The organism is Halomonas sp. H33-56 (genome assembly GCF_040147035.1).
In the GTDB taxonomy this organism is placed as follows: domain Bacteria; phylum Pseudomonadota; class Gammaproteobacteria; order Pseudomonadales; family Halomonadaceae; genus Halomonas; species Halomonas litopenaei.
Genome location: NZ_JAMSHP010000001.1, coordinates 4,016,436 through 4,030,534 on the forward strand (window position 1 = coordinate 4,016,436; position 14,099 = coordinate 4,030,534).

10 protein-coding genes are annotated in these 14,099 nt (G+C 65.6%); 5 read left to right on the forward strand and 5 right to left on the reverse strand.

What is annotated here, in order from left to right; genetic code table 11:
• Positions 1 to 64 precede the first annotated feature (64 nt).
• Complete coding sequence (locus NFH98_RS17120) at positions 65 to 598, forward strand: DNA-3-methyladenine glycosylase I (protein WP_045991219.1); 534 nt, start codon at positions 65 to 67, stop codon at positions 596 to 598.
• Entirely contained in the window at positions 586 to 1,746 is a 1,161-nt protein-coding gene (locus NFH98_RS17125; protein WP_222516087.1) for a metal-dependent hydrolase, read from the forward strand. Before NFH98_RS17120 ends, NFH98_RS17125 begins: the two co-directional genes overlap by 13 nt.
• 110 nt (positions 1,747 to 1,856) lie before the next feature.
• On the opposite strand, the gene NFH98_RS17130 is transcribed toward NFH98_RS17125, so the two are convergent.
• The 3 genes from NFH98_RS17130 to metE form a co-directional block, all read right to left on the reverse strand.
• Complete coding sequence (locus NFH98_RS17130; protein WP_108132267.1) at positions 1,857 to 2,462, reverse strand: FMN-dependent NADH-azoreductase; 606 nt, start codon at positions 2,460 to 2,462, stop codon at positions 1,857 to 1,859.
• Between the two features lie 191 nt (positions 2,463 to 2,653).
• The gene (locus tag NFH98_RS17135) at positions 2,654 to 3,409 is read right to left on the reverse strand and encodes a COG3650 family protein (RefSeq protein WP_108132266.1); all 756 of its coding nucleotides are present in this window, start codon (positions 3,407 to 3,409) and stop codon (positions 2,654 to 2,656) included.
• A gap of 208 nt (positions 3,410 to 3,617) precedes the next feature.
• Positions 3,618 to 5,918: a 5-methyltetrahydropteroyltriglutamate--homocysteine S-methyltransferase gene (gene metE / locus NFH98_RS17140; RefSeq protein WP_222516088.1), complete on the reverse strand. Its 2,301-nt coding sequence runs from the start codon at positions 5,916 to 5,918 to the stop codon at positions 3,618 to 3,620.
• Positions 5,919 to 6,022: 104 nt separating this feature from the next.
• On the opposite strand from metE, the gene NFH98_RS17145 reads away from it, so the two are divergent.
• Positions 6,023 to 6,937 (forward strand): LysR family transcriptional regulator, encoded by a 915-nt coding sequence (locus NFH98_RS17145; protein ID WP_349622978.1) that lies wholly within the window; start codon positions 6,023 to 6,025, stop codon positions 6,935 to 6,937.
• Between the two features lie 176 nt (positions 6,938 to 7,113).
• Here NFH98_RS17145 and NFH98_RS17155 read toward each other — a convergent pair whose 3' ends face one another.
• Positions 7,114 to 8,718, reverse strand: coding sequence for an ATP-binding protein (locus tag NFH98_RS17155; RefSeq protein WP_222516089.1), 1,605 nt, complete (start codon positions 8,716 to 8,718; stop codon positions 7,114 to 7,116).
• A gap of 4 nt (positions 8,719 to 8,722) precedes the next feature.
• Positions 8,723 to 9,436: a winged helix-turn-helix domain-containing protein gene (locus NFH98_RS17160; protein WP_083970186.1), complete on the reverse strand. Its 714-nt coding sequence runs from the start codon at positions 9,434 to 9,436 to the stop codon at positions 8,723 to 8,725.
• A 380-nt stretch (positions 9,437 to 9,816) separates the two neighbouring features.
• On the opposite strand from NFH98_RS17160, the gene NFH98_RS17165 reads away from it, so the two are divergent.
• Together NFH98_RS17165 and NFH98_RS17170 are read left to right on the forward strand one after the other, a co-directional pair.
• The gene (locus tag NFH98_RS17165; protein ID WP_253029475.1) at positions 9,817 to 12,705 is read left to right on the forward strand and encodes a ribonucleoside-diphosphate reductase subunit alpha; all 2,889 of its coding nucleotides are present in this window, start codon (positions 9,817 to 9,819) and stop codon (positions 12,703 to 12,705) included.
• Between the two features lie 132 nt (positions 12,706 to 12,837).
• Entirely contained in the window at positions 12,838 to 14,082 is a 1,245-nt protein-coding gene (locus NFH98_RS17170; RefSeq protein WP_124803534.1) for a ribonucleotide-diphosphate reductase subunit beta, read from the forward strand.
• The last annotated feature ends 17 nt before the right edge of the window (positions 14,083 to 14,099 follow it).

Below are 14,099 nucleotides of genomic sequence, written 5' to 3' on the forward strand. Positions count from 1 at the left end.
TTTTTGTCCCAGCGCAGGTCGGTCCCAGGGGAATCGAGACATCCTACCAACAAGAGCAAGCCGCATGAGCGAGTACTGCGACCTGGCCCCGGGGCATCCGCTGCACGGGCCCTACCATGACAGCGAATACGGGTTCCCGATCCGAGGCGAGTCCGACCTGTTCGAGCGCCTGGCACTCGAGATCAATCAGGCCGGTCTGTCGTGGCTTACGGTGCTGAAGAAGCGCGAGGGCTTCAAGCGCGCCTTCGACGGCTTCGACGTCGATCGGGTCGCCGCCTACGACGACGACGATCGGGCACGTCTGCTGGCCGACGCCGACATCATTCGTCACCGCCTGAAGATCGAGGCGGTGATCCACAACGCCCGGGTGATCCAGGCCATGCGGGAGTCCCACGGCGGCTTTCAGGCCTGGCTCGATGCCCACCACCCCCGTGAGCACGCTGACTGGGTGAAGCTGTTCAAGCGTCACTTTCGCTTTACCGGCCCGGAGATCGTCAAGGAGTTCCTGATGAGCGCGGGCTACCTGGCCGGCGCCCACCGCGACGACTGCCCGGTGCAGGCCCGAGTACTGGCGGCGGCGCCACCATGGACTCGCTGACCCAGGCCGCCCTCGGCGCGGCCCTGGGAGGCGCGGTACTGGGCCGTCACCTGGGCCGCAAGTCATTGCTCGCCGGCGCGGTGGTCGGCAGCCTGCCGGACCTGGACGTGCTGATCGACTACGGCGACGCCGTGGCCAACGTCACCTACCACCGTGGCTTCAGTCATTCGCTCTTCGTATTGACGGGGCTCTCGCTGGTGCTGGCCGGGCTAGCTCAGCGACTGGCCGAGCGACTGGCCGAGCGCCGGGCCAGACGCCCTGCAGAGGGACTGGGCTTGAGCTTAAGCCCGGCACAGGGCCTGGACTTGCAGCGCCTTGGCTTGTTGCGCTGGTGGCTGTTCTTCTGGCTGTGCCTGGTGACCCATCCGCTGCTGGACTCGCTGACCACCTACGGCACCCAGCTGTGGTGGCCACTCGAGGTCACCGCGCCCAGCGCTACCCCGCTGGTGTTCATCATCGACCCGGCCTACACCCTGGCCTTGCTGGTCGCGCTGGTGATCGCACTGTGGCGTGGCCATCGGCCAGCGACCTTGCAACGCGCCGCCAGCTGGGGCCTGGTGATCTCGACGCTGTACCTGCTGCTGGCGCTGGGCGCGCGCGGCTGGGTCGATGCCAGGGCCGACGAGGCGCTCGACCGAGTGGACATGGCCGAGGCACCGCGCCTGATCCAGCCGGCGCCCTTCTCGATCCTGCTGTGGCGGGTCACCGCCGTGGACGGCGATCGCCACGCCGAGACGCTGATCGGCCTGCTCGACGGAGATACCCGCCCGGTCGTCGAACTGTTTCGACGCGGTACCGAACTCGAGGCTGCCGCCCTGGAGCTCGACAGCGGTCGCCGCCTGGCCTGGTTCGCTGGCCCCTTTGTGCGCTACGAGGTGGAGCGCAAGGGAGACGCCGAACGTCTGCTGGCCACCGACCTGCGCCTGGGCTTTCCCGGCTTCCATCCGTTTCGCTTCGCCCTGGCACAGCGCCAGGATGGCAACTGGCGCGCCCTGGAACCGACCCTGCAACTACCGATGAGCGCAAGCCAGCGCCCCATGGGGCAATTGTTCGAGCGCATGCTGTCACCACAGCCCGCGCTGTGTGTCGCTGACTTCGTCGATTCCCGCTGGCAGCTGGGCGCAGGCGACGACTGCGACGCTCGCTGACACCCGGCCGGGTGTCGGCCTCTTGCCTGAGCGACGATCACCATACGCAAGCCGCCGTGGCCAAGGCCACGGCGGCTTGCGAATCAGTGTCTTCAGACGTCGGGCGCGGCTTACAGCCTGGCGATCAGCGCCTCGATCTCGGCGTGGGCAGTGGTGAGGGCCGCTTCCTTGTGCTCATCTCCCATGCTGAGCCCTTCGGCAAACACCGTCTCGACCTCATTGATGCCGATCAGGCCCAGCATATGGCGCAGGTGCGGTGTCTGGGTATCCAGAGCACTACCGGCGTACTGACCGCCGCGAGCGCCCAGCACGATGGCACGCTTGCCCTCGAGCAGCCCCACCGGGCCATTCTCGGTGTAGCGGAAGCTCTTGCCCGCGCGCAGGATACGGTCGAACCAGGCCTTGAGCTGGGAGGGAATGCCCAGGTTATAAAGCGGCACGGCGAGCACCAGCACGTCGTGGGCCTCGAGCTCGGCGAGACGCTCATCGGAGCGCGTCGCCAGCTCGCGCTGTGCCTCGCTCCGCTCTGCGTCCGCCACCTGCCAGCTGGACAGCTCGTCGAGGCCCAGGTGTGGCAGGTCGTCGGCGACCACGTCGCGATGGGTGATCTCGATATCGTCACGCTGGCGCGCCAGGCGCTCGAAGTGGCGTGCCAGCTGGGTGGACTGGCCTTGGTCGGCGAGGATGGATGAGGTGACAAGCAGTACGCGGGTCATGGCGAGCTCCTGTGGAAGATGATGTCTGCGCACAGTTTACCGCCAATAAAATTGTCGAAAAGCGAATAAATCTCGGAATATCTTTCGATAAAAACGAATAAAGCGCCGCTCGGCGCTTTATTCGCGTGTGCTGGCTACACAAGCCAAGGACGCTTTCGTCGGCTTGCCAAGCGCGTCCACGTCGCCCCCCGTCAGGGCGCGATGCCCTGCCCACACCCCTGCAGCTGACGTCCGTTGACGTTCAAGGTGACCTGGGCCGGCCAGGGCGTGCCCGCCATATCATCGAAGCAGGCACCGGCCTCGATGCGCAGCTCGAAGGGCGCATCGGCGCGGCCGCTTTCCAGGATCACTCGACCGGCACCGTTGTCCAGGGTGGTGACGCGATAGGGCAGGCTCACTTCACGCTCGCCGTAGTCCAGACTCATGTCGATGCGCGGCACGTCATTGGCCAGTTCGAGGTGCCAGCCTGGCTCGTTGCCCCGGGCCAGGAACATCACCCCGGGCTTGTCGCTGCGCCGTAGGGAGTCGCGGCGGGTACGGGCCTCGCACTCGAGCCGACCGCGGGAGCTCTTGATCACCGCCCGATCACCAATGATATGGGCGCTGAGTTCCCCTCGCTGGTAACGCTCGCCCTGGTCCACCACCGCCTGGGGCAACTGCTCGGCACCGTGGGTGGTCCACAACCTGAGCGAATCCTCCTGGGTCGCCGAGACCATGTCCTGACTCGGCGAACAGCGCCAGCCAACGAAGGTAGCGCCATCACCGACGAAGTAGGCAGAGGGCAGCAGCGGCGCCTTCTGCTCCACCGGCGCATCGGTAAAGGAACCGCGCCGCTCCGCGCGATCGGTCTGCTCGCTGGCAGGACCGGGAGCGCTGGTAGTGGCGCACCCCACCAGTCCACTCAGCATCACGACAAGGAGGGGTGAGACGACAGCGGGACGACACATGACAGGCTCCTTCGATCACGACATCAGTACGATTCCGTGGCCCCGCCAGGTGCCGTCTGGCGTGTCCCTGTCGGGGCCTACTGGCGAAGCTTACCAGCCACATCGTCAAAAGGCGCGGCTCTGCCACCATGGGATCGCCCCCTCGCACAATCGACGAACGTTCAACCGCGCTTCCCGGCGTCGTGGGCCCTCTAGTGCTGCGCGGTCGTCAGGCGTGGCGTCGACGCAGCTCCTTGGCGGCCTGGACCATATTGGCCAGCGCCGGCGTCACCTCATCCCACTGACGGGTCTTGAGGCCGCAGTCCGGGTTGACCCACAGCCGCTCCAGCGAGATGCGCTCGGCGGCCTTTTCCATCAGCGCCACCATCCAGTCCACCTCGGGCAGGTTCGGTGAATGGATGTCGTAGACCCCCGGTCCGATCTCGTTGGGATAGTCGAAGTCACGGAAGGCGTCGAGCAACTCCATGTCGGAGCGCGAGGTCTCGATGGTGATGACGTCGGCGTCCAGCTCGGCGATGGAGGCGATGATGTCGTTGAACTCGGAGTAGCACATGTGGGTGTGGATCTGGGTCGCATCCGCTACGCCGCTGGCCGACAGGCGGAACGCCTCCACCGCCCAGTCCAGATACTCCTGCCACTCGGCCTTGCGCAGCGGCAGCCCTTCCCGCAGCGCCGGCTCGTCGATCTGGATGGCGCGAATGCCTGCCGCCTCCAGGTCACACACCTCGTCACGCAGTGCCAGGGCGATCTGGCGGCAGGTGGTCGCGCGAGGCTGGTCATCGCGCACGAAGGCCCACTGCAGCATGGTCACCGGGCCGGTCAGCATGCCCTTCATCGGCGCCCCGGTCAGCGACTGGGCGTAGCGGCTCCACTCCACCGTCATCGGTGCTGGACGGCTCACGTCGCCGAACAGGATCGGTGGCTTGACGCAGCGTGACCCATAGCTCTGGACCCAGCCGAAGCGGGTGAAGGCGTAACCGTCGAGCTGCTCACCGAAGTACTCGACCATGTCGTTACGCTCGGCCTCGCCGTGGACCAGCATGTCCAGGCCCAGCTCTTCCTGCAGCCGCACCGCCTGGGCGATCTCCTCGCGCATCCTGGCGTGGTAGTCGTCAGCGGACAGGCGTCCTGCCTTGTGGTCACGACGGGCAGCGCGAATCTCGGCGGTCTGGGGGAAGGAGCCGATGGTGGTGGTCGGAAACAGCGGCAGTCCAAGGGCGCGACGCTGCTGCTCGGCACGCTGCAGATAGGGGCTCGGGCGCTGGCTGTCGGCCTCGCCAAGCGCCGCCAGGCGTGCCCCGACCTCGGGACGATGAATCCGTGGCGACTCACGCCGCGAGGCAATCGCCTGCACGCAAGCCGCCAGCAGCGCCTCGTCTTCGGGTCGCACCCGGCCAGCGAGCAGTCTTGCCAGGGTCACGGTCTCGCCGAGCTTCTGGCGAGCGAAGGCCAGCCAGCTTCTGAACTCGGCGTCGAGCTCGGTCTCGCGCTCCAGGTCCACCGGCACATGCAGCAGCGAGCAGCTGGGGGCGATCCACAGACGCTCGCCCAGACGGCTGGCGGCGTTGGTCCACTGATCGCGCAGGGCAGCCAGGTCGGCGCGCCAGATGTTGCGTCCGTCGATGACGCCCAGCGACAGCACCTTGTGAGGCAGCAGACGGTCGACCACCGTCTCGACCTCCTGTGGGGCACGCACGGCGTCCAGGTGCAGCCCCGCCACCGGCAGATTGACCGCCAGGGTCAGGTTGTCGCCGAGGCCGCCGAAGTAGTTGGCCACCAGCAGCTTGACCCCCGACCCCTGCAGATGATGGTAGGCACGTTCGAAGGCTACCTTCCAGTCGCCGGGCAGGTCCTGGGCCAGGGCCGGCTCGTCGAGCTGCACCCACTCCACACCCAGCTTGGCGAGTCTGGCGAACACCTCGGCGTAGACCGCCAGCACACCATCGAGCAGCGCCAGACGATCGAAGGACGACTCGCCCCGCTCCTTGCCGAGCCACAGCCAGGTCAGCGGCCCGACCAGCGCCACTTTGACCGCGTGCCCCTGCTGCTGCGCCTCGACGACCTCGTCGAACAGCCGCGTGCTGGCCAGGCGGAAGTCCTGCCCCTGGTGCAGTTCCGGTACCAGATAGTGATAGTTGGTATCGAAGTACTTGGTCATCTCGCAGGCGGCGGCGGGCTCGCCGCTGGGCGCGCGGCCCCGGGCCATGCGAAAGGCGGTGTCCAGATCGACTTCACCACGCTCGAGCTCGGCCTTGGCAGCAAAACGCGCCGGCACCGCACCCAGCAGCAGCGACACGTTGAGCACCTGGTCATAGAAGGCGAAGTCGCCCACCGTCACCAGGTCCAGTCCCGCCTCGCGCTGATCCTGCCAGTGACGCTTGCGCAACTCGCGACCGGTCGCCTCCAGGCTGGCCCGATCGGCGTCGCCCTTCCAGTAGGCTTCGGTGGCGCGCTTGAGCTCGCGGTCGGCACCGATGCGGGGATACCCCAGAATATGAGAAAAAGTCATGGTGATTCACCTTGATCATGAATGATACGACGAAGTGTCGCTGGCATCCGAAGGGTGAATCAAACTAAACTTCTTAATCTTTACTATGAAAGAAGCTCACGATAATGCTCGAACTCCGTCATCTGCGCACTCTGATAGCGCTGCGCGACGCCGGCTCCCTGGTGGAGGCCGCCGAACGGGTCCACCTGACCCAGTCGGCGCTGTCCCACCAGCTCAAGGATCTGGAGGAGCGTCTGGGCGGGCCACTGTTCCTGCGCAAGACCCGGCCGGTGGAGTTCACCCGAGCCGGGCTGCGCCTCTTGAACCTGGCCGAACAGATCCTGCCCCAGGTGCGCATGGCCGAGCGTGACCTGGCGCGCCTGGCCGGCAACGAGCAGGGCCGCCTGCACATGGCGATCGAGTGTCATAGCTGCTTTCAGTGGCTGATGCCCACCGTGGATCACTTCCGCGACCATTGGCCGGAGGTCGAGATCGACATCCCCGGCGGCCACCACTTCGATCCGCTGCCGGCGCTGGCCCGCGAGCAGCTCGATCTGGTGATCACCGCCGACCCCCAACCCCTGCCCGGCGTTCACTACGAGCCGCTGTTTCGCTACGAAGGCCTGCTCGCCGTGGCGCGTCAGCATGCCCTGGCCGGGCGCTCCCACGTCTCGCCGCAGGATCTGGCCGACCTGACCCTGATCACCTACCCGGTGGAACGTTCGCGTCTGGATGTGTTCACCCAGTTCCTCGACCCGGCCGGCGTCACCCCCAAGGAGGTGCGCACCGCCGAACTGACGATCATGATGATGCAACTGGTGGCCAGCGGTCGCGGAGTCTGTGCGCTGCCCAACTGGGCACTGACCGAGTACCTGGAGCGGGACTACGTCAAGGCCGTCGCGCTGGGCGAGGATGGTGTCTGGAGCACGCTCTTCGCCGCCATCCGCGAAGACACCCGGGAAGCCCCCTGGATGGTCGACTTTCTGCGCACCGCGCGGGAGACGTCCTTTGCGGTACTGGAAGGGATCAAGCCTGCCTGAAAGACGGGAGCACACTCTCTATTCCAGCAGCGATCCGCGAAGACACCCGGGAAGCCCCGTGGATGGTCGACTTTCTGCGCACCGCGCGGGAGACGTCCTTTGCGGTGCTGGAAGGGATCAAGCCGGCCTGAGGCGAGATCAGCGAGGGCGTGACGCAGTAAGTTCAGGTGGTGGTCTCAGACCCGGCGGGGGATGATCAGCGAGAAGCGCGCGCCCTTCAGGCCGGGGCTCTCGTCCACGCTGACGGTGCCGCCGTGCCAGGCCATCACCTTCTGCACGATGGACAGCCCCAGCCCGTAGCCGCCGGAGCGGCGGGTTCGGCTGTCGTCCAGGCGGGCGAAGGGCTTGAAGATATCCTGGCGCGCCTCCGGCGGAACCCCTTCCCCATCGTCCTCCACGTCGACCCGCACCTGGTTGGGTTCGTCGAGCAGGCTGACCTTGACCCGGGTGCGGGCGTGGCGGCAGGCGTTGGCCACCAGGTTCTGGGTGGCCCGCTGCAGATAGCGGGAATCGGCGTGGACCTCGATCTCCGGCCCCGCAGACAGACGCACGTCAAGATTGCCGTGCAACGGCATCAGGGAGTCGATCACCCGCTCGCAGATGTCACGCAGCTCCACCGGTTCCGGCGAAGCTTCGACACCGTGGATGGTCTCGCTATCGAGGCGCGCATAGGTGAGGATTTCGTCGATCAGATCGTCGAGTTCGTCGATGTCGCTGTCGACCCCCTGCAACTGGCGCCTGACCAGGGCATCCTCGGACATGTCCTCGACCATCTGCACCGCAAAGCGAATCCTCGCCACCGGCGTCCTGAGTTCGTGGGACACTGCCCGGATCATGTCCTGCTGGGCCCGCAACAGCGACTGCACCTGGGAGGCCATGCCGTTGAAGGCCATGCCGACACGCCCGAGAAAGTCGCCGCTCTCGACCTTGACCCGGGTGTCGAGGCGACCGCTGGCAAGCCGGGTGGCGGCCATCTCGAGTCGCGCCATGCGCGCCTCGATACCCCGCACAATCAGGTAGATGACGATCGCCAGTGCGCCCATCAGCAGCACCAGCATCGACGCCAACAGCGCCGGCGGAAGCGCCTCGTAGCTGGCCATCGGCCCTACCGTGAGCCAGAAGGGGGCTTCGCCAGGCGGCGTCACCTGCATGAACAGCACCACTGACCAGTGCTCGGGCAGTAGCTGCATCATCACCTCGCCACCGGCCAGGCGGTTGCGCTGACGTGGCTCGAGGATATCCGGAGGGGACTGGCTGATCGATACCGGCAGGTCGCCGCGGGTCATGCTGTCGATGCTCGCCTGGCGCGCCCCCGCCGGCAGGCTGGCGAGCCATTCCCCGCTGAGCTGGGTCAGGCCCCGCAACTGGCGCTCCGACATGCCGGACAGCGACACCTGCAGGACCGCGCCACCGGCGGGCATCAGCCGCCAGAAGCGCCACTCATGGGGACTGTCACGCCCGACCAGCACGCCGCCGCGCTGCAGTCGAAGACGGGTGAAGTAGCTCGGCGACAGCGACGACAGGGGCACGATCGACATCGACATGTCCAGCGCCTCGGACTTCTCGGCCATCCACTCACGCCGCTCGCCCCGCGGCATGCTGTCGATCATCGTCGCCAACAGGTGCATGGGCGCCTCGGCCAGCTGTTCGCGATAGTGCTCGATGCGCACCTTGTCGATCAGCGTCATGCCCACCATCGCCACGCCGAGCGCCAGCACCAGGGTCGCCGCCAGCATGACGTAGACCCGCAGGAAGGTACTGTCGGCCAGGGCGCGACGCATGGGTTCAGCTGTCCTTCACGAACAGATAGCCCTTGCTCCTGACCGTCTTGATGCGGTGCGGATGGTGGGGGTCATCGCCTATCTTGGGCCGAATCCGCGACACCCGCACGTCGATGGAGCGGTCCTGGCCGTCGTAGCGGATGCCACGCAACTGGGAAAAGATTTCTTCGCGGGTCAGCACCCGACCGGCATGGCTGGCCAGCAGCCACAAAAGGTCGAACTCGGCGCTGGTCAGATCGATACGCTCGCCCTTTAGCCAGGCCTCGCGGGTGGCGTTGTCGATTTCCAGGTCCTGGAACGTCAAGCGGCTTTCGCCACTGACCTCGGCTCCGTCGAGACGACGCAGCAGGGCACGCATGCGTGCCAGCAGTACCCTCGGCTGCACCGGCTTCGGCACATAATCGTCGGCGCCCATCTCGAGCCCCAGGACCTGATCCATGTCGTCGGTCCGCGCGGTCAGCATCAGGATCGGACCACCGTAGTCGCTGCGAACACGACGACAGATCGACAGGCCATCCTCGCCCGGCAGCATCAGATCCAGAATCACCAGATCCGGCTGCAGCGACAGAATACGATCGACGCCGCGACCGCCGTCATCCTCCAGGCTCACTCGGAAGCCGTTGGCTTCGAGGTAGTCCCGCGTCAGACCAGCGAGACGCTCATCATCTTCGATGATAAGTACGTGATCCTGTTCTCGTTGCTCTGAACGTTCTTCCATAGGGGGTCTCATTCCTTTTGGCGAATGCCGGGCATTATCCAACCTGGCCGAATGACTGGTGCTGAGCAATGTCACACGCGATAACACAAGGATACCCGAATTTTGCGCTGTCGCCTGCCCTCGCCCTGATGCGCATCAAGGCCGCCACCACGGCGCCCACGCCGGTTGTGCCCAGTTGCCCCCTTGATGACCACACCTCATCCACAGACTTATCCACTTGATGACGGGCAAGAAGCACACTATCTTGTGTCCGAATATCCGGAGAGACACCACATCATGTGTCTCTAGCAATATCACAGAAGCCTGTCAACTGCCTCTTTCTCGCAGTTGGTCACGCCTGTTTTCACGACTTTTTTTACCTCATAGGGAGCCTCGGCGCCATGGATACCCTCGCTAGCCCGGACCGACCGTCCGTCTCCGTCACCGCCCCCGACACGCTGCGCGTGATCAAGCGCACCGGGGACGTGGTGCCCTTCGACGCCGGCAAGATCGCCGTGGCCATCAGCAAGGCATTCATCGCCGTCGAGGGGGACAATGCCGCCACCTCTAGCCGGGTCCGTGACTTCGTCAAGGAATCCGCCGAGGCCATCGAGCAGACCTTTGCCCGTCGCCTGGCCGACGGCGGCACCGTGCACATCGAGGATATTCAGGACCAGGTCGAGCTGGCGCTGATGCGCAGCGGCGAGCAGAAGGTCGCCCGTGCCTACGTGCTGTACCGCGAGGAACACGCCCGCGCCCGCGAGGAAAGCGGCATCGAGAAGCCGCACCCGACCCTCAACGTCACCGCCGCCGACGGCAGCCGTCGTCCGCTGGACCTGGGGCGTATCGAGACCCTGGTGTTCGACGCCTGCGAAGGCCTCGAGAACGTCGACCCCAACAAGATCGTCCAGGACTCGCTGAAGAACCTGTACGACGGTGTGACCATCGATGGCGTGTCCCAGGCGCTGATGATGACCGCTCGCACGCTGGTCGAGAAGGACCCGAACTACACCTACGTCACCGCTCGTCTGCTGCAGGACAACCTGCGCCGCGAGGCGCTGTCATTCCTCGACGTGGCCGAGGACGCCACCTACGGCGACATGGCCGAGCTCTACAAGCCGGCCTTCGTGCGCTACGTCGAGCGTGGCATCGAGTTCGAGCAGCTCGACCCCGAGCTTGCCAACTTCGACCTGGAACGTCTGGGCGAGGCGCTCGACCACAGCCGCGACAACCAGTTCACCTACCTGGGCCTGCAGACCCTGTACGACCGCTACTTCATCCACCGCGATGACGTGCGCTACGAGCTGCCCCAGGTGATGTTCATGCGTGTGGCCATGGGCCTTGCGCTGAACGAGGACGACCGCGAGACCCGGGCCATCGAGTTCTACGAGCTGCTCTCCAGCTTCGACTACATGGCCTCCACCCCGACCCTGTTCAACGCGGGCACCGTGCGCAGCCAGCTCTCCAGCTGCTACCTGACCACCGTGCCGGATGACCTCGAGAGCATCTACGGCGCGATCCGCGACAACGCCATGCTGTCCAAGTGGGCCGGCGGTCTCGGCAACGACTGGACCCCGGTGCGTGCGCTGGGCTCCTACATCAAGGGCACCAACGGCAAGTCCCAGGGTGTGGTCCCCTTCCTCAAGGTGGTCAACGACACCGCCGTCGCGGTCAACCAGGGCGGCAAGCGCAAGGGTGCCGTCTGCGCCTACCTCGAGACCTGGCACCTGGATGTCGAGGAATTCCTCGAGCTGCGCAAGAACACCGGCGATGACCGTCGTCGTACCCATGACATGAACACCGCCAACTGGGTGCCGGACCTGTTCATGAAGCGGGTGTTCAATGACGAGGAGTGGACCCTGTTCTCGCCGTCCACCTGCCCGGACCTGCATGACCTGTACGGCGTGGCCTTCGAGAAGCGCTATGCCGAGTACGAGGAGATGACCCGCAACGGTCAGCTCAAGCTGTTCAAGCGGGTCAAGGCCAAGGACCTGTGGCGCAAGATGCTGTCGATGCTGTTCGAGACCGGCCATCCCTGGATCACCTTCAAGGATGCCTGCAACATTCGCAGCCCCCAGAGCCACGCCGGCGTGGTCCACAGCTCCAACCTGTGCACCGAGATCACCCTCAACACCTCGCCCGACGAGATCGCGGTGTGCAACCTGGGCTCGATCAACCTGGCGCAGCACGTGGTCGACGGCGAGCTCGACAACGACAAGCTCAAGAAGACCGTGCGCACCGCGGTGCGGATGCTCGACAACGTCATCGACATCAACTATTACGCGGTGCCCCAGGCGCGCAACTCCAACTTCAAGCACCGCCCGGTGGGCCTTGGCCTGATGGGCTTCCAGGACGCGCTGTACGCCCAGGGCATCGCCTACGCCAGCGGCGAGGCGGTGGCCTTTGCCGACCGCTCCATGGAGCTGATCAGCTACCACGCCATCGAGGCCTCCAGCGACCTGGCCGCCGAGCGCGGACGCTACGAGAGCTTCGAGGGCTCGCTGTGGAGCCAGGGCGTGCTGCCGATCGACTCGGTCGACAAGCTCAAGGCCGAGCGTGGCGAGCAGTACATCGAGGTCGACACCAGCCAGACCCAGGACTGGGATCGCATCCGTGACAAGGTGCGCAGCCAGGGCATGCGCAACTCCAACGTGATGGCCATCGCCCCCACCGCGACCATCTCGAACATCTGCGGCGTGACCCAGTCGATCGAGCCGACCTATCAGAACCTGTTCGTGAAATCGAACCTGTCCGGCGAGTTCACCGTGGTCAACTCCTGGATGGTCAACGACCTCAAGGAACGCGGCCTGTGGGACGAGGTCATGATCAACGACCTCAAGTACTACGACGGCAGCGTCCAGCCCATCGACCGCATCCCGGACGACCTCAAGGCCAAGTACGCCACCGCCTTCGAGGTCGAGCCCAAGTGGCTGGTCGAAGCCGCCGCACGGCGCCAGAAGTGGATCGACCAGGCCCAGTCGCTGAATCTCTACATCCAGGGCGTGTCCGGCAAGAAGCTCGACGTGACCTACCGCATGGCGTGGTTCCGTGGCCTCAAGACCACCTACTACCTGCGCGCCCTCGGCGCCACCTCGGTGGAGAAGTCCACGGTGGACCGCGGCAAGCTCAACGCCGTCTCCAACGGCACCGCACCCCAGGCGGCCGCACCGGCGCCGGCACCCGCAGCCGAAGAGCCCCGCGGCATCGACGACTTCCTCAAGGGCAAGGGTGGCCAGCGTCCGCCGTCCGCCGGGGAAATCGACGAGCTGGGCTGTGAGGCCTGCCAGTAACACCGGCGACAACGCCATGACGGACGTGCGGGCCAGGCCCGCACACCTCGCCCCGGCACCGCCGGGGCCACCAGACAACCCCACGCCGACGCCAGGCGCGTCGGCCGATCAGATGATCGGGAGACCGCAACAATGCTGAACTGGGACGAGTTCCACGAGGACGACACCGCCACCGCAGAAGTACCTGAGCCGAAGAAGGCACCCGAGCCGACCCCGGCTCCGGCTGCCGAGGCAACGGATGAGGTGCGCGAAAGCGCCGGCAACTACCAGGCTGCCGACCAGGACCGCATGGCCCGGGCACGCAAGTCGCTGGAAGAACTCGACGTGGCCGCCGGCCTCGAGGAACTCGAGATGGGCGCCGCCCGGATCGAGGTCGACGACAAGAAGATGATCAACGCCCGTGCGGACCTGAACCAGCTGGTGCCGTTCAAGTACGAGTGGGCCTGGCAGAAGTACCTGGACGGCAGTGCCAACCACTGGATGCCCCAGGAAGTGAACATGAACGCGGACATCGCGCTGTGGAAGAGCAACGACGGCCTGACCGCCGACGAGCGCCGCATCGTCGAACGTTCACTGGGCTACTTCTCCACCGCCGACTCGCTGGTCGCCAACAACCTGGTGCTGGCGCTGTATCGCCTGATCACCAACCCGGAGTGCCGCCAGTACCTGCTGCGCCAGGCCTTCGAGGAAGCGATCCACACCCACGCCTACCAGTACTGCGTGGAGTCGCTGGGCATGGATGAGGGCGAAGTCTTCAACATGTACCGCGAGGTCCCGTCGGTCGCCGCCAAGTCCGCCTGGAGCCTCAAGCACACCCAGTCGCTGGCGCGTCCTGACTTCCAGACAGGCACCGTCGAGACCGACCAGGAGCTGCTGCGTAACCTGATCGCCTTCTACTGTGTCACTGAAGGCATCTTCTTCTACTGCGGTTTCAGCCAGATCCTGTCCATGGGCCGGCGCAACAAGATGACCGGCGTGGCCGAGCAGTTCCAGTACATCCTGCGCGACGAGTCAATGCACCTGAACTTCGGTGTCGACATGATCAACCAGATCAAGATCGAGAACCCGAACCTGTGGACGCCGGAGTTCCAGGACGAGGTCACCCAGATGATCCTCGAGGGTACCGAGCTCGAGATCAGCTACGCCCGCGACACCATGCCCCGCGGCGTGCTGGGCATGAACGCGGCGATCATGGAGGAGTACCTGCACTTCATCTGCAACCGTCGCCTGGCCCAGATCGGCCTGAAGGAGCAGTTCCCGGGTGCCCAGAACCCCTTCCCGTGGATGAGCGAAATCATCGATCTGCGCAAGGAGAAGAACTTCTTCGAGACCCGCGTCACCGAGTATCAGGTCGGCGGCGCGCTGAGCTGGGATTGATCGAGACGACGCCCGAG